At 34.8% G+C, this 17,653-nt stretch carries 14 protein-coding genes; 5 read left to right on the top strand and 9 right to left on the bottom strand.

Features of this window, described 5'->3' with window-relative positions:
• Positions 1–436: 436 nt before the first annotated feature.
• The 9 genes from M2372_RS22460 to tssO form a co-directional block, all read right to left on the bottom strand.
• Positions 437–1,465, bottom strand: a complete 1,029-nt coding sequence (locus M2372_RS22460; RefSeq protein WP_185018944.1) for a hypothetical protein — start codon at positions 1,463–1,465, stop codon at positions 437–439.
• Between the two features lie 92 nt (positions 1,466–1,557).
• Positions 1,558–2,658: a hypothetical protein gene (locus M2372_RS22455; RefSeq protein ID WP_123321307.1), complete on the bottom strand. Its 1,101-nt coding sequence runs from the start codon at positions 2,656–2,658 to the stop codon at positions 1,558–1,560.
• Positions 2,642–3,691 (bottom strand): hypothetical protein, encoded by a 1,050-nt coding sequence (locus tag M2372_RS22450; protein WP_123321308.1) that lies wholly within the window; start codon positions 3,689–3,691, stop codon positions 2,642–2,644. Before M2372_RS22450 ends, M2372_RS22455 begins: the two co-directional genes overlap by 17 nt.
• A gap of 11 nt (positions 3,692–3,702) precedes the next feature.
• Complete coding sequence (locus tag M2372_RS22445; RefSeq protein ID WP_123321309.1) at positions 3,703–5,637, bottom strand: type VI secretion system Vgr family protein; 1,935 nt, start codon at positions 5,635–5,637, stop codon at positions 3,703–3,705.
• Positions 5,638–5,807: 170 nt separating this feature from the next.
• Positions 5,808–6,215: a type VI secretion system tube protein TssD gene (gene tssD, locus M2372_RS22440; RefSeq protein ID WP_115973811.1), complete on the bottom strand. Its 408-nt coding sequence runs from the start codon at positions 6,213–6,215 to the stop codon at positions 5,808–5,810.
• A gap of 400 nt (positions 6,216–6,615) precedes the next feature.
• Positions 6,616–9,021, bottom strand: a complete 2,406-nt coding sequence (gene tssR, locus M2372_RS22435) for a type VI secretion system protein TssR domain-containing protein (RefSeq protein WP_123321310.1) — start codon at positions 9,019–9,021, stop codon at positions 6,616–6,618.
• A gap of 46 nt (positions 9,022–9,067) precedes the next feature.
• On the bottom strand, positions 9,068–9,979 hold the full coding sequence (locus tag M2372_RS22430; RefSeq protein WP_115973813.1) for a PKD domain-containing protein: 912 nt from the start codon (positions 9,977–9,979) through the stop codon (positions 9,068–9,070).
• A 51-nt stretch (positions 9,980–10,030) separates the two neighbouring features.
• Complete coding sequence (locus tag M2372_RS22425; RefSeq protein WP_115973814.1) at positions 10,031–10,555, bottom strand: type VI secretion system transmembrane protein TssO; 525 nt, start codon at positions 10,553–10,555, stop codon at positions 10,031–10,033.
• 12 nt (positions 10,556–10,567) lie between these two features.
• Complete coding sequence (tssO, locus tag M2372_RS22420) at positions 10,568–11,077, bottom strand: type VI secretion system TssO (RefSeq protein WP_228455792.1); 510 nt, start codon at positions 11,075–11,077, stop codon at positions 10,568–10,570.
• Positions 11,078–11,281: 204 nt separating this feature from the next.
• On the opposite strand from tssO, the gene M2372_RS22415 reads away from it, so the two are divergent.
• The 5 genes from M2372_RS22415 to M2372_RS22395 all read left to right on the top strand — a co-directional run bounded on the left by M2372_RS22415 (position 11,282) and on the right by M2372_RS22395 (position 17,648).
• Positions 11,282–11,953: a response regulator transcription factor gene (locus tag M2372_RS22415; protein ID WP_123321311.1), complete on the top strand. Its 672-nt coding sequence runs from the start codon at positions 11,282–11,284 to the stop codon at positions 11,951–11,953.
• A 259-nt stretch (positions 11,954–12,212) separates the two neighbouring features.
• Complete coding sequence (locus M2372_RS22410; protein WP_002984212.1) at positions 12,213–12,503, top strand: HU family DNA-binding protein; 291 nt, start codon at positions 12,213–12,215, stop codon at positions 12,501–12,503.
• Positions 12,504–12,871: 368 nt separating this feature from the next.
• Entirely contained in the window at positions 12,872–14,431 is a 1,560-nt protein-coding gene (locus tag M2372_RS22405; protein ID WP_115973817.1) for a ribonuclease E/G, read from the top strand.
• 299 nt (positions 14,432–14,730) lie between these two features.
• Positions 14,731–16,152 (top strand): T9SS type A sorting domain-containing protein, encoded by a 1,422-nt coding sequence (locus tag M2372_RS22400; RefSeq protein WP_123321312.1) that lies wholly within the window; start codon positions 14,731–14,733, stop codon positions 16,150–16,152.
• A 104-nt stretch (positions 16,153–16,256) separates the two neighbouring features.
• Positions 16,257–17,648: a T9SS type A sorting domain-containing protein gene (locus M2372_RS22395; RefSeq protein ID WP_123321313.1), complete on the top strand. Its 1,392-nt coding sequence runs from the start codon at positions 16,257–16,259 to the stop codon at positions 17,646–17,648.
• The last annotated feature ends 5 nt before the right edge of the window (positions 17,649–17,653 follow it).

Genomic DNA, 17,653 nt, shown 5'->3' with positions numbered 1-17,653 from the left:
CTAAATGAAATAGTATCAATACTATTTTTTAGTTCTTCTATTTTACCAGTATCAAAAGTTATTTCATCTATATAAATATCTTCAGGTTTAATACCTTCAGATATATCACCATGAGAAACTGTTTTAAAATAAAAATTTCCTTTATTATCTTTATATAGAATATCTTTTATTTGTACATAATTTTGTGAATTCTTTTTTATAGAAACTTGTTCTTTCCTAGTAAGAAAAAAACATCTTTATTATAGATAATTATTTGGTTAAATTTATACCTACTTAATGTATCAAAGTAAGTAATAAAAGGTTTTTCTCTAGGTATTTTATTAAAATCTATTATTTTCCCAATCCATTTTTTCTGTTTTGGTTTGACATGAGTTTGTATTTATTGTCAAAATAAACATGGAAATACATAATAAAATTTTATTCAATATCATTATAATTACTTCTTGGGGTGCCCAATAACTAATCTTGTACCTCTTTCTTCCTCGCTTCCTTTAAACATTGCTACAATCATATAAATATAACCGTCTTGAGAATAGCCAATAGGTATGGGATCTGGAAAGAAATCTTCCATGTTTTCTATTTGCCATGTTTTCCCAAGATTTTCACTCCACATATAACTTGAATAAGGTTTTCCTTCAATAAACTTGTACATAAAATTACCATAAACATATCCAAAACCATTATTTATTGCCACATGTTTATCTTCAAGAATATAGTACATTTCTCCTTTTTCATCATTATCATCATATCCGAAAAAGCTAATAGGATTTCCTGTTTTTCCATCTTTGTCTATAACATCAGCTTTCATTCCTTGAGGAACAGGAAGTTTTCTTTCTGTTTTTAATTCTTTCGTAATCAAATTATATGAAATCAGACTATTATCACTAATAAACCAAATAACACTGTTTGTTCTGAACATGCAATTTGTACTGGGATCAAAATCTTCGTTATTAATTTCAAATGTAATCCATGTTTTTCCTCCATCTATGGTATAACGATATTCTTCTTTTCCTTCACCATATTTAACTTCCTTAAAAAAAGAAGCTATTCCTATTTTTTCTGAGTAAAAATTAATTCTACTTACACTTTCATCAAAACCTCCAATTTCTAGCCATGTTTCTCCAAAATCTTTGGAAATAAAAAGAGAGGAAGATATTTGACTTAACCCATCAACATAATTTCGGTCTTCCAAAACCACAAATAAGTTTTTCCCAGTAAAATATCCTTCAGATATTTTTCCTTTACCTAAAGTTGTTTTATGAAAAGTCTTACCAAAATCTAAACTTCTGTATATTATAGAGTTTTCATTATCAGGATTTTCTGCCCCATCGCTTCCTAATAAGAAAAAAATATCTTTATTATAGGTAATTATTTGGTTAAATTTATACCTACTTAATGCATCAAAGTAAGTATTAAAAGGTTTTTCTCCCGGTATTTTATTAAAATCTATTATTTTCCAATCCATTTTTGGTTCGTTTTTGGTTTGACAAGAACTAGTGTTTATTACCAAAATAAACATGGAAACGTATAATAAAATTTTATTCAATATCATGATAATTACTTCTTGGGATGCCCAATAACTAATCTCGCTCCTCTTTCGTCTTGATTACCTTTAAACATGGCTGCTATCATATAGATATAGCCATCTTCTGCATAACCTATTGGACGGGGGTCAATAAAAAAGTCTTCCAATTTTTCTTTGTGCCAGGTTTTCCCTCTATCTTCGCTCCATACATAGTATGAATAAGGAGTATTATATAATTCTGTAAAATAATAATTGCCATAAGTATTAACATAATAGCCATTAGGAAGATTAACCAATTCATCATTATTTACATAGTATAATGATATCTTTTTTTCAGTATAATCATTACTTACTAGAGTAACAAATATTTCTCCCGTTTTTATATCTTTTTTAAGGTCTTCTATTTTCATTCCTTCAGGAATTTTCATCTGTTTTATCTGTTTCTTTTCTTTTGAAATTAAATCATATTCTACAATACTATTATTTTCTACGAATATGATTTTATTTTCTGTTTTAAAAATATAACCTAAATCAAATTGGTCAGAATCAGGCTCAAAATCCTTCCAATTTTCCCCTCCATCTGTTGTAAATAAATATCTTGATTTCTCCTTTGAAAGACAAACTATTCCTACTTTTTCAGTATAAAAATTCACATTATACAAATCTTCACCTTCAAACGTTTTAATTTTCACCCAAGTTTTGCCAAAATCTTTAGAGGTAAATAAAGTACTATTTGGCTTATTTATACCATCAATATTTATGGTATCATCCAATACAACAAACATTTTTTTTTCTACAAAGAAACCTTCTCTTATTGTACCTTTTCCTAAAGAAGTTTTATGAAAGGTGGTTCCATAATCTAAGCTACTATAAATTACAGAATTTTTATCTTTCTTATTTTCTCCGCTATCGTCTCCCAGTAGAAAGAAAATATTTTTATTGTAATTAATTATTTGATTGAATTCATACCGAGTGAGTGCATCAAAATAAGTGTCAACTTTAGTCTCTCTTGGTATTTTATTAAAATCTATTATTTTCCAATCCATTTTTGGTCCGTTATTATTTTGGCATGAGTTCATACTTATGGATACTATCAAGATGCATATTGCAATTATTCTATTTAAAAATTTCATCCCAATAACTTTTTAATTTATTTCCTGCACTTTCTAGCGACTCTTTTGTGTCTTTTTTTAATTCTTCCCAAGAAGCTTTAGTTACACTTCCGTAGTCCATATTTTTTGCCATGGTCCAAGCTTGCTCCCAAGTCTCTTTCCCCATCCACTCCTTCATATCAGGAGTCAATAATATTCTAAATAAATCTTGTACAGGCAAAATTGACATTTTTTTTGGATTGTATGCATCTGGATGAGTAGCAAAGGCAAAGCTTTGAAATTTTGTATTATTCAATTCTATATTGTTATAAAATAAGTTTATTTTTGTTTTTGGCTCAAATGGAGTTACTCCATTTGATTTAGTTAAATTATTTTTAATATTATATGTAGTATTATATTTAGAAATATAATACTTATCAACCACCCCTTGTTCCATATAGGTTTGTAAATCCATTTTTGCTTGATTTAACCAAGCCTGTCCGGCTTTAGTTAGTCTCGGCATCAGTTCATTGGTAAAAGATGTACAATATTTATAGCCGTAGCTTCCATTTGGTGTTGGGATTACGTTTTTATTCCCTTTAGTATACTGAGGCAATGCGTTGTCTTCCTGCAATCTTTTCTTCTCGGCTGCGTCTATTTCTACATGCCCATCTACATTTCCAAATATACTGAGTTTCATCTGTGCCAATACTTTCAGACGTATGACTGCTTTTTCATATTCAGACAATTTACCTTTTTCCTTTATATCTCTTAAAGGACCATAATAATATACAGGTGGGGTATGCAGACAATCAGTATGTCGCTTCATAAAATTTTTGAAACGATCCACATAATAATTACAACTTCCTTTTCCTACAGATGGTGGAATATAATCACATGATTTAGTTCCTAAACCTTCAAATGTTTTAGTCTTTCCATAAATTACACCATTCCGCTCCCCTTTGTCAGTAACCATTTCAGCGGCATTATCTACAATATTGCTTTCAGAAAAAATATTATAATCGTTCTCGACAATTTCCGTTATTTTACCTTTTACAATTCTTGTTCTGCTCATAATTAAAGGTATTAATAATTTTTACTTCTTTCACCACTATTATTCTGAACTTCATTTTGTGCATGCCTATTAATAGAGCCACTTGAACTTGTCTCTATTCCTCCTTCACTATTTACCACGGTTTTTCCTTTCTTCGTTTCACTATGTACATCACCTTCTATAATCTCTGTCAATTTTCCGGTAATAAACGTACTCGCATTTCCAATGACTGAGGTAAGCTTCATAGCGCCCACACTTTCTGTATTGTTTAAGCCGATACTGGCAGATTTATTCATTCCCACCGTGGTTGTCATATTTTCCCCAACGTTGATGTTCATATTCTTACAATTCAGGGTCATGGTTTCCGGCGCGGTAATATTGATATTGCTTCCCGTAGTATCCAGATGGATCTCATTACCACTTTTATCGGTGATGATGATGCTTTCATCTTCTGTGAAAACAATTCGGTGTCCGCTTCTGGTTTGGATGGATTTTACACGGTTATCCATTCCGCCTCCCAAACCAATTCCTCCATGGAACATTCCTCCCATCACGAATGGACGGTCAGGATGACTGTGGACAAAGTTGACCATTACCTGGTCGCCTATTTCTGGAATCGCTACATACCCACGGTTTTGAGTGATTTGATCAGTTCCTCCCGCATCAGGCGTCATGACTCTTACAAAATGAGTAGTATCATTCATTTGCCAGTCGAACCTTACCTGTACTCTTCCCTGGCCTTCAGGATCTGCATTCGCGATTACTGTGGCAATCTGAGGCTGGGCTACTGGAACCATAAATTCAGGCTTGGGTAAAAATCCCGTATCTGCGGCAATAGATTCGAAGGTTCCTTTATAGTGACCGATGGTATCGATTTCGTGTACAGCTTCTGTAACCATTACTTTGGTAAAGTAAGAAGTCTCATTGCTGTCCGGCTTTCTCATGTGGATATCTACCACACATCCCGGATGAAGGAAGGGTACAGTTGTAGAACCGGATACTGAAAATACACTCACGGCTTCACTTCCAGAAGTACTTTTCTGAGAGTTTTCTACATCCAAATGGGTAGATGCCTTGATAGGGGCTACCTGAAGAGCCGGGGTTTTATAGATTTTATCATTATGGCTGTATGCGGTTTTAGCAAGATCTCCTAAATGGTTTACAGGGGTTTCACCTGATGTCAGTTTTTCATTTTTACTGCTGTTATAACCGTAGTATTGGGGTTTGGTATGAACTGCTTTCAGTTCTACCCTAATGTCATCAGCATTACTGCCATAAATAAGTTTTATAGGTTTATTCTGAGGCGGAAGCTTACCAAAGTGAAGCACTTCACCATCATAGTAAAATTGCTCGCCATAGGCTTCAGCCATTCTTGCCAGATAATTGTAATGCGTTTCGTTGTACTGGCTGCTGTAGATAATCTGAGAATAATCGTTGGTATCCACTCTGATATCAAAACGACTTTTATCAATTCCCTGTTTGATTACTTCTTCGGCGATGATTCCCATATTAACGGGCTGTCCGCCGCCAAAGCTTTGAATATGTGGAGCTCCGTCCAACAGAATCGTTGGACTGTATCCGGAAAGTACAATATTGCCAAGGCTCATCTTTTCCTGGCTAAAGCCTACTTTGGTGATCAATCCTACAAAATTTCTTTCGGGACTGTTATCAATATCTTTATAGGAAATGATTGCCGTAAGGCGTTTCCCTAAAAATTTATTCGCTTCTTCAAGGGTATGGCTCTGACGGTCTCCCAATGCATCATGTGCAAGGACAAGACTGAATTCGTGATGCTTACCAGAGTTCTGTTTAAGAGTAAAATGTTTGTAATATTTTATAATTTTTCCCTCAACAACCAGGGAAAGTTTTACCAACCGGTTGATCCCTGCGTGATGGTTTTCAGAAATTCCATCAGCATTTTGTGAAGGGCGGAAGGAAGACCCCTTTGTCTTTGTTTCGGTTTTCATATGCTTTGTGTTTAGTTTAGTATTAAAGATAGTAGTATTTTACGAAATAATCAACATAACAGTGAGATAGACAACAATTGATCAATATAATTTTTCATAACAGGGCAAAAAAGACCGTCTTTATAAGGGACAGTCTTTCTTTGTATGAATGTTGATAATGTGTAACAATTTTAGCTTGTTGGCCAAAGTCCAGCGTACTGAGAAGTACCATAGTCAATAGTTTCAGCACTGATTACAAAGCTGATAAACATACTGTTGCTGTCGATTGCATCAAATTCCACCTGATGCTGGATCACATATCCGTTCTGCCAGTTCAAAGTGATTAATGTTCCTTCTTCGTGAGATTTGTTGAAAACAATTTCTCCCACTGTAGGTTTATACTTTCCGTTCAGTAAGCTTTCAAGGATGTCTGATTTTTCAGTAGCCTCTACTGTAACTTTGATTAATGCGTTAGAAGGGTCTGAAGCTACACGTCCTGATACATCAGTTGATCTTGATACGCTGTAGTTCATTTTTAATAATTTCTGACCTTCTCCGTTGTTGAATTTTAAAATCCCTCTTGAATTTCTTTCTGCCATGATTTGTAAATTTTAATCGTTAGTAATATTTTGTGATTCAGTGATTGTTTAGCAAATATAGAGGGTCTTTTTCGCTAAAAAAAACTTTTCACCATAAATTTGAAAAATTGTAGTAGTTCTACGACTTTTTGTAGTAATTCTACGACTTTGGATTTACAAGCACTCTCATAACTAGCAATAATAAAGCACTTTGTATTTTATCTCCAAATCATGAAAAAAAATATTTTTACACTTAAGTGAGAAATAAACAGCATTATGAATTTAAAATTCGGGGATTTTTCTCGAGATTTAAGATCCTAAATCAGGAGAAAAAAAATCTTAAGAAAGAGTTTTTTTTGGGGGCACAAATAAAAAAGCAGAAGTAAAATGACTTCTGCTTTTTATATGTTAAAACTAACAATTAATGTTTAGTGTATTCCGGAGCTTCTGTCGGAACCATAGTTGGAGTAAAGAACTCGTTAAGCCAATAGAACGTTTGTCCATTCTGCTGAATCTTTACTGCAGGATTATTTCTGTGGTTCAGCATTCTTTCTGCCAGATCCTTATAGTGATGGAAATAGTTTCTTACTGTCTCATTACGAACAATTTTTGATTTTCTCCATCCTTTAAGTTTGTACTTCGCCATGATCTCTTCCTCAGAAAGGTCGAATCCTGTGCTCATTCCAATTGCATAAGACATTGGTAACTCATAAAGATCTCCTTTATCCAGGAATTTGATCGTTGGATTGTATTTCTTTAACAATCTTACATATTCCTTGATCGCTTTTGACTGATTGAAATCCGGTTTATCAGGAGCTGTATTTCTGTATACTTCAGAATAGAAAGCTTTTAAATTATCATATTCCGATTCAGAAATAAGAATTCCTTTTTCTATACTCGGAGTAATCTCTTTCAACTCTTTTGGCAGATATCCTTTCACAAGGAACGGATTTCCATAATTGATCAACTGTGCTGCAATTCCTGCAGAAACAGGATTGGTAAGTCCCGGATACAGATATTTATATTTCAAATCCACATCTGTTTTTCCTGCTCCTACGGAAGAGTGGAAGTAATCATTCAGAGACTTATCTACATTCTGATTATCTAAAGTTACCTGCGCGATAAGACTATCCACTGATTTTTTCAGGAATCCAGGAGTCGCAATATCTCCTTTTTTAGGGAAGATTACAAATCCCTGAGACATACTCTGTTTAGGATAAGCTAAGGAGAAGAATCCTTCATCACCTTCTACAAGGCTGAAGTTGTTCTTGGTAAGAACGTCAGATTGGTTAATGATCTTTTGTTTTTTAAGCTCAGCAATATTTTTAGCGGTATTGGTCACTATGTTCTCTGCCATCAATACAAAATCATTATAGGTATCTGAAGATCTTGCACTGGTCTGGAACATAATCAGTCTTGCCTGAGCCTGAGTAAGAGAACCGATAACACTGTACATATTTCCGCTTTGGTTAGCAGATGTACCTACAGTCACTACAATATTGGTTTCATCAGGAACGTTGGAAAGAAGGTTTCCTGCTGCAGAAAGGGCCTCTCCTACCGGCTGATAGCCATTATTACTTGCACAGTTCATCTCATTTGTTTTCTGATCGATAAACGTTGTAATCTTACTGTAATCAGGACTTAGGTTAGAAACGGCAGTATTGGTCCCACAAGGGTTATTTTTATATAAAACTACACCGTATTTTACGTTATTGAAATAGGATGGTTTTTCAAATCTAAGCTGAAGATCCTGCAATAATGATTTTACAATAGGGGCATAAGGGGCATTTCCGGCACTTATATCCAATGCAAAAACAATATTGATATTTTTATCTCTGTCTGTAATTTCTCTGTAACGGTCGAAATAAATAGGCTCCCCTAAAACATTAAAGACATAGTTTTTACTATAATCGAGGATATTTGTAAAATATTTCGTTTTGGAATCCGGGGTTGGAGCTTCATTTAAAGGCAGAGTCACCGGGAAGATATTTTCTAAAGGTTTTCTTTTGTTTACATCCGTAAGAAGAATCGCGGTTCTGTTTTCCGCATCTGATCCTGATGCTCCGGGATACCCTTCATGTACTCCCAGTTCTGTATCGTTAATTCCTGTCGGGTTTTTAAGCTTAATTGCTGAACGCTCACCCCATGTGGAAATCACATTGGAGCTCACCCATCCATAAAGGCCTTTTCCAATACTGTCTATATCTATAGATGGTTTTTTACCTACCAGAAATCTTTTATTATTTTCAGCCTGCTTGTAAACATACACCACCTGTCCGTTAGGGATCTTAACATTAGCTGTTTCAATAAGGCTCGGTGAATTGAACACCATGATCGAGTCATTTTTATAGTATCTTTCAGCACTCTTGATCACCTCGCTGTTATTAGGCACTACAGCCACTCTTATAGGATACCCGGTTCTCTCGCTTTTCAGGGAGTGGTTCCATAAAAGCAGGTCAGATTCAGGGATCCAGCCATATGTTTTAATAGATTTTGATGAGACTTTTTTCATTAAAGCATCCGGAACGTATTCCGCTACTTTTACCATTCCGTCTCTATGTTTCAGAACCATTAAAGGCTCCAGAAATTTTACTTCTTTATATGATTTTTCATCATCTTTATCCAGATAGGCCGTATTTCTTGATCGGTCCGAAATCACGATCCACGGAACGGATTTTTTTGGATAGCCGTTAACAACCGTTGAATTATCTACTTTTCCGTATTGGGAAGGCTCAGGAGTTTTCTTTGATGGCAGTTTTACCTGACAACTCGTCAACAATACTGATAACCCTATATAATATGCTGCTAGAGGAAATTTATTTTTCATCCTATTTATCTTTTTATGATTGGCACATCCGAAGAACCGGACGGTATTATTTGCTTTGGTTTATATCTACTTTCGTTACGCAATTCTGTGTATCATCTAAATTCACCTTTACGGTCTGGATCACAGTATTTTTGTCAAACTGAAGACCTGCACAGTACATATAGAAGTTATTTACTTTACTGTCATTTACTTTTACCACTGTGTTTTCATTGTTACACAGGTATGTTTTCAACAGGTAATTGTAGTGCATATTGAAACTGTTTCCATTTGCAATCTGCTGTAAATGATATTTGAAATCGTTATCAACTTTTGCATAAGAGTCTTCTACAGATACTTCCTCCTGTTCTAAAGAGTTGTAAGCAGGAAGAATTTTGATACGGTGGTAGATAGGTTCCTGGCTTTCTTCGGTATAAAGGGTAACCACATAGTCTCCCGGTTTTTTATAGGCATAGATGGCTAATTTTTCTTTAGCATCCGTATTTCCTGTTTCTCCAAATTTCCATGCAAACTGTGTAGCATTGGAAACGGCACGGAACTGTACATTCTCATTCTGCATGGCCTGTGTCTGAGCTTCAATAGTGGTCTTAGACTTTGTAGTGTCTTTAGCCTGCTTTACGCTTCTTGCAGACACCATTACAGGAAATGATTTAGTGTATTTACTGTCAACGATCAAACTTACCTGGTAATATCCAGGCTTATTATAGAAGTGGATCCCACTGTTTTTATCAGAAGTTGTTCCGTCTCCAAAATTCCATCTTTTGGTTTTTGCAAACTGGGTTTTATCTTCAAATAAAAGTGTATCTCCTACCGACAATGTAGATGGATAGACTACTCCAACAATATCATCAGCAGAATGGATCACTTTTTTCTGCAGCCAAAGTGCAACAAGAGCAGCGATGAGCAATGTTGCAATAACACCGATAATAATGTTCTTTTTGTTTTTTTGAAAATAATTCATAGTTAATAATTGTGATGTGTTTTATTTAAAGTTCCTAAATTCATTATTAGTTTATTGGGTGCGAGCTTTCAACTCATTCTGACGCTGATAAATCTTATCCTGCTTATCTTTAAACCCAATTCTGCACTCCTCTACCTGCTTTTCAAATCTCTTGATATCTTCTGAAGTGGTTGAAATTACCTTTTTATCTTCGTAATACATCTTGTAGAAGCGGGCAATTTGCGGATAGGCATCTTTTCTGGTATCAACGATATCATGCCCTTTAAAATAGCCATTAAGATCATTCACTCCTACAAAGATATTATTTTCCACAAAAGGCTGTGGAGCTTCATCGGTAAGTTTGGTAATCATGGTATAAGTACTGTCCATGATCGGAATAATGATTTTTTGGTGTTGCTCAAATTCGGCCTTTTGTTCGAGATTCTGAATTCCTCTTACATCTTCATCAGAAAACGGGGATTCAAAACCTTTCAAAAAGAGAATTCCCAGAAATATCATAGCAGTCACAAGCATCAGTATCAAATAAAAAAACTGATAATGCCTTTCTTTTTTAGATAGTGTAATTTGTCCTTGCATATCTTTATTTTTTTATCGTCTTCTACCTCCGGTGAAATTTCTTGTAGGGTCTTTTCTAAGCTCAGTATTGGCTCTGTTTACTTTTCCCATACATTCATCCAGATCTCTGAGAACTGTTTTCTTTTTGTATTCTACTCCAATAATTTTGGTCTTTAACGTAAGCATAGGTCCTATCTGCTTCATCAGTGTGGCATAATGTTTAAAGCTTTCGGTACTGTCTTTTCCCATAATACTTTTAACATTTCTTACGTTATCCATGATATTCGTTCTAAGAAAAACATCATTTTCCACCTTGTTCATGTCAAGCTGGGTCATTTTTTCGTAAATATCATCCACATTATCTTTCAGCATATCACTTCGGCGCATTAATTCTTTGTAAGCTTCTGCTTCACGACTTATCCCTTCGCGCTGTATATCATAGCTCTTAAAGAAGAGGTACAGGCAGCTAAAGGATACCATAGACAAAACAACAAATGAAAGGATAAACTTCCAAATGCCCGTTCTGACGTCAGATTTGTTCAATTTTTTTTCCCTGTTCGAAGACATATATTTGCGATTTGTTTGGCCTGTGAAAGTATAAAAATTTTTTTTTATGCACAATACGTATTTTCCCTGCTCTGGTTTCGTAAAATCCCGGTTTAAATTAATATTAATTTAAACTTTCATAAGTTTTTCATAAATTAGGCCTCTGAATTTCAAATATCATTCGCCAAATCGATATTAAGAATGAGTAAAATATTATCTAATACCGTGCGTTTCTCCATAGCTGACAGTGATTTTTATTTTAAAAAAATAATGATCAAAACCCTGATGGAAAACCCTTTCTATATGCTTTTGAACGACTGTAACAATGGCCATGAGCTTGTGAACAGAATCTACAGGAGGCAGGAAGATGTATTTATCATAGAGCTGTTTATGCCGGTATTAAGCGGGATTGAAGCTATTAAATATATAAGGAAAAATAACACAGAAACACCTATTATCACTTATTCCGGGACTTACCAGGAAGATATGGCTGAAATTCTGTCGAAGATACCTAATATCTATTATTGTCAGAAGAACAGTACTATTATTAAAGACATCATTAAAGGAAGTATAGCCTCTGACGAGTTTGATTTCGAAGCCTATTCAAAAGAATGGGAGCAGCAGCCACTGGCTGTACAGGAATATATGGACAGACAGAAAAAGGGACAGGAAGAACTTTCCCCGGCTGAAATACAATTGATGAGATTCTGCTACGAAGGCTTCAGTAATAAGGAAATTGCAGAAAAACTGAATCTGAGTACAAGAACTATTGACACTTACATTAACCGCCTTACGGAAAAACTGGGACTGAAGACCAAACTTCACCTCATCCGTTTCTGTGTGGAAAATGGGTACTACAACTCCAGTATGTAGTGATTACAGGATACAAAATGAGAGACAGAAAACACTGGTATGGCTAGTGTTGCCTGTTCCGTTTTTTTCGAATTATCAGTGTTTTTTTATCATTATATTGCAATATTATTTTATTATTAAATTATCTTCAAGCAGCGTTAACATAGCATATACATTAATATCTCAACTTATTGAACAAAAATATTTCGCCACTAATTTGCTAGTATTCAATTTTTTTAACTAAATTTGCACACCTAAAATTTAAAATTAAAATAAGGAAATGACAAAGGCAGAATTGGTAAACACCATCTCAAATAAGTTGGGAACAGAAAAGAATGAAACACAGAAAGTTGTAGAAGCTTTTATGCAGGAGATCAGAACTTCTATGTATAATGGGGATAACGTTTATCTGAGAGGTTTTGGATCTTTTATCATTAAAACAAGAGCTGCTAAAACAGGAAGAAATATTTCTAAAAACACTGCGATTGAGATTCCTGCTCATAACATTCCTGCTTTCAAACCTTCAAAATCTTTTGTTGAGAAAGTAAAAACGAAAGTTGCAGTAAAATAAGAACATTAACTGAATATTAACTAGTTACTAAAAAATTAAAATTATGCCAAGCGGAAAGAAAAGAAAAAGACACAAGGTTGCAACTCACAAAAGAAAGAAAAGAAGAAGAGCAAACAGACATAAGAAAAAATAATCTCTTTTTCTCGAGATTTACAATATAATAATATAGTTGGTGGTTTTAAATTTTTAAAGTTCACCGACTATATTTTTGTTTGCAACTATAAGATTCCGCGGAAAACGGATGGTTTCAAATATTATTTTAACAAAAATATAATGATTTTCATTCTAAATCCTTATATTTAGTAGATGAATTAATCGAGAACAACACCAATTTCCTAAAATCTTAACAATTTTTATCTGATAACAAAATGAAGAAAGAACTAATAGTTTCGCATGAAGATGATCTTACAAAGATTGCACTGCTGGAAGACGGAAGACTATGTGAACTTCATGAGCAAGAGGACAAAAGCGATTTTATAGTTGGAGATCTGTTTATAGGTAGAGTAAAAAAACTGGCACCAAACCTGAATGCAGCATTCGTCAATATAGGATATGACAAGGATGCATTCCTGCATTATCAGGATCTGGGCCCACAGTATCTTACATACAGAAAGTTTTTAAAAGATACGATCTCTAAAAAACAAAATACTTCAAGCTTAAAAAATTTCGAGATACAGCCCGAAATAGATAAAAACGGAACGGTAGAAAAAGTGATTGCAAAAGACGATCTTGTTCTTTTACAAATCACCAAGGAACCTATTTCTACAAAAGGTCCCAGAATTTCTACTCAGGTTTCACTCACAGGACGTTTTTTGGTTTTAATTCCATTCGATAACAAGGTTTCCATTTCCAAAAAGATCAGAAGTTCTGAGGAAAAGGAAAGACTGAGAACTCTAATCGACAGCATCAAACCTGAAGGTTTTGGAGTGATCATCAGAACAGTAGCCGAAGGAAAAAAGGTAGCGGATCTTCATAATGACATGAATCAGCTGATTCAGAAATGGGAGACCACCTTTAAAAATATCCAGAGAAATAAAGTTCCGTCTAAGGTTTTAAGCGAAGAAGACAAAGCTTCAGCTATTTTAAGAGACAATTTTAATCAGGATTTCGTGAATATCATCTGCGATGATGAGCAAATGGTGAACGAAATGACAAATTACGTTGAAGTAATTGCCCCTGAAAAGAAAAATATTGTCCAGTTTTATGATTCTCATATTCCACTCCTGGAATATTACAATGTTGAAAAACAGCTTAAACAGAGCTTCGGAAAACATGTAAACATACCAAGCTCCAAAGGCGCTTATCTTGTTATTGAACACACCGAGGCACTTCACGTCGTAGACGTTAACTCCGGAAACAATATTACTACCGGAGCCGCTGTCAATAAAGAACACGCTCTTAAAGTGAACAAAATGGCAGCCACAGAGATTGCCAGACAGCTCCGCCTCCGCGATATGGGAGGTATCATTGTGATCGATTTCATCGACATGACCAACTCAGAGCACCGAAGAGAGCTCTATGAACACCTTAAAGAGGAAATGAAGCGAGACAAAGCTCGCCACAAAATACTTCCTCCAAGTAAATTCGGTCTGATCCAGATCACCAGACAAAGAAACCGTCCGGAAAAACAGATCGAAACCAAAGAAGAAAACCCGAACAAAGACGGAGAAATTGTAGCTCCTATTGTGATCGTGGAAAAAATGGGAGAAACACTTAGAAACATCCTGCAGAAAGAGAAAGGAAAAATCTACCTGCATGTGCACCCGTTTGTAGAAGCCTATCTAACAAAAGGCATCAAAAGTATCCAGATGAAATGGTTTATCAAGTATAAAAAATGGGTAACCATTGTTCCAAGGGATTCTTTTAAATATTTAGAATATAAAATCTACAATTCGAAAAAAGAAGAATTGATAGAATTTTCTAATTAAGACAAAATTTAAAACCTTCAGTTTTTACTGAAGGTTTTTTTTATTATATTTGTAACAACATAAAACTCAAACAAATGAAAAAAAAATTACCCCTGATCATTCCGGGTGTTCGGAATACCTCTACCCCATACCCCAATTATTTCAAAACAATCCTTTTCATTCAATAATCAGAAAGAGGGTAATATAAACTATTTCCCAAAGAAACTTATGTTTTTCAAATATTCCCCAGACCTGTAGAGTTTACAGAGGTCTGCTCTGAAAAACAGTAATACCATGAAAAACATTTAAAATTAGATACGATGATTAAAAAATTATTACTGCCATGCATTTTGATGATTCAAAGTGTATCTGCTCAGATTGTTTCCTATGATAACAGCTTTGCTTCAAGCGGGCGATATGCTATCACAAACAACAATAACATCTACAGAACCGGAATCATTCAAAATCCCGACAAGAGCATTTATTTTACTTACACCAGAAGTAGTTCTTCTCCAGCCGGCCCTGAATATATTGTTTCAAAGCTTAACGCTAATGGAACCATAGATTCTTCTTTCGGAAATAATGGAGAAACTATTATCCCTGATTATTACACCGCTGCCTATAGCCAAATCACTCGACAACCGGATGGTAAAATTCTCCTGTTTAGTTTCTATGATGATGGTGCAGCTATCATCAGAATGACTTCCAACGGGCAGCCTGATACTACATTTGGGATTAACGGAGTTTCGAAGATTTCAAATGTATTTAATGATTTTAATAGTGTTGGTTTTGGTTTGTATCTGCAAAATGATAAAATCATCATTCATGGCCTGACGATTGAAGGACCGTATAATTATTATAAAAGTATCTACAGGCTTAATAACGATGGAAGTATCGACAATACATTCGGAACCAATGGATCTATAAAGACTATGGGGAACTTTGTATTTTTAGACAATCAGTCAAATATCGTAAGCCTTGTCACTAATTACAGCAATACAAACGCCAATGTGACCTATCCTAACGGAGGAATGGAAAAATATGACAGTAACGGACAACCGCTGACAAGCTTTGGAAACAACGGATCTCTAGTCTTCACTACCAGCCCCGGATTGGTAGGAACAGCTTCTATGGACAGCAGTAACAATATTGTCTGTACCAATATGAATAATGAAATATTCAGAATCACCCCCAATGGAACTTATGATAGCTCATTCACATTTGATCCTATTAACTCCTATCCTTTTACAATCATTACGATAACTTCTGTAGTTGAAAAAAATGGTCAGTATTTTATAGCCGGCCAGACCGGTACAACCGGGGAAACATTCTTCATTTCCAAACTCAACCCTACAGGATCTGTAGATTCTTCTTTCAATTATTACTCAGAAACAACTGCAGATTCAGACGGCATTACAGATATGATCATAGACAACGGTCACATCGTTGCAGGGAAAGGGTCTCATATTCTGAAGTTTTTAATCAATAACGCGACATTAGCCACAGCCGCCCAGCCTATTATCAGCCAGCCAACGATTTCCTTCGAAAATCCGGTTAAGCAGAACTTAATTTATGACACAAAGGAAACTGTACACTCTATAGACATCTATTCCGGAGGCAAGATTATCAAAACAGTAAGAAGCAACCATTCAGACCTTTCTGATCTTCCGAGTGGAGTTTATCTGGTAAAAATCAGATTCGCCAACGGGAAAGAAGCAACTAAAAAACTGATAAAAAACTAATAGAACAGCCTCTTATCTTTAAGTATGCCTTGTTTAAAAAACAGGTAAATAATATTATAACGATAAGAGGCTAAATTTCTATCATAACAAAAAACTCAAACAATATGAAAAAAAATTTATTATTAGCTACTCTGATTGTTCAAAGTCTTTCCGCTCAAATTATTTCTAAAGATCAAGCTTTTGCAACAAGTGGCATTTATTCCATGGTGGAAAATACAGTTTGGTCCGCAATGGTACAAAATTCTGACAGCAGCATTTTTTTTACTTATGCTAAAGAGAATACCACATCCGGGCTTAGAGATTCTTTTTTATCTAAACTTACCGTAAATGGAACTGTAGATTATTCTTTTGGAACCAACGGAACCCTTCAGCTTCCTTATTATGCATATAATAGCCAACTCAAAAAGCAATCTGACGGAAAACTATTGGTTATGGGGTTTTCTAATACAGGAGCAGCTGTAACAAGGCTCCTTCCCAACGGAACATCAGACATCACTTTCGGCAACAATGGAACTGTAATAATTCCTGAACTTTACCCAGATGGCAATGATCGTTCTTACGGAATTGTGTTTCAAAACGATAAAATTATTGTTCATGGAGTTGATAGCCCGGACGGACTGAATTTCAAACACAGAATATACAGACTCAACAATAATGGAACTATTGACACCACTTTTGGAGCCAACGGATCTGTCTTTACGCAGGGAGGCTGGTCACCCGGATCATTTGTATTACTTGATAATCAAAACAATATAACAGCAGTTACTAATAATGGTATTATGGAGAAATTTAACTCCAATGGCAATCCCAACACCAGTTTTGGTAATAATGGCGTGTTACAGATGGCTTCAGGATTAGGCTTTGCGGGTACAGTAATGATGGATAGTAATAACAGGATTGTATATTCAACTCTTAATGATGAAGTGTTTAGAATCAATCCGGACGGTACTTCTGATCCTACTTTTAATTATAATCTACCTGATCACTCAGGGATAAATGGTGGTGCCTGGATATTAAACATTACTGAAAAAGACGGCTATTATTATATTGGCGGAAATGGTGAAGGTGATTTTGCCCATACTGCATTTATTTCCAGACTTACCCAAAACGGAAATATAGATCCCAGCTTTAATTATTATTCAGAATCGGATTCTAATTTAGGAGGCATTGGTGATATGATTGTAAACAACAATAATATTATTACAATCGGAGGTCTTCATGTTGTCAAATACATCGTAAACAACACAACGCTTGCTACTAAAGAAATTACAAAAAGTAACAACAATATTGCTTTTGAAAATCATGTAAGCCAGAACCTGATATACATCACTAAAGATAAAGTAGCTAAAATTGAGATCTTTTCTGCTCTTGGTGAACGTATGAGAACAACAAAAGAATCCCATACTCCTGTTTCAGATTTGCCTAAAGGTATTTATGTAGCTAAAGTTACTTTTGAAGATGGAAGCATCAGTACCAAAAAAATTATTAAAAATTGACAATA

The organism is Chryseobacterium sp. BIGb0232 (assembly GCF_024810195.1).
Classification (GTDB): Bacteria; Bacteroidota; Bacteroidia; order Flavobacteriales; family Weeksellaceae; genus Chryseobacterium; species Chryseobacterium pennae.
This window is presented reverse-complemented; position numbering and strand designations above follow the sequence as displayed.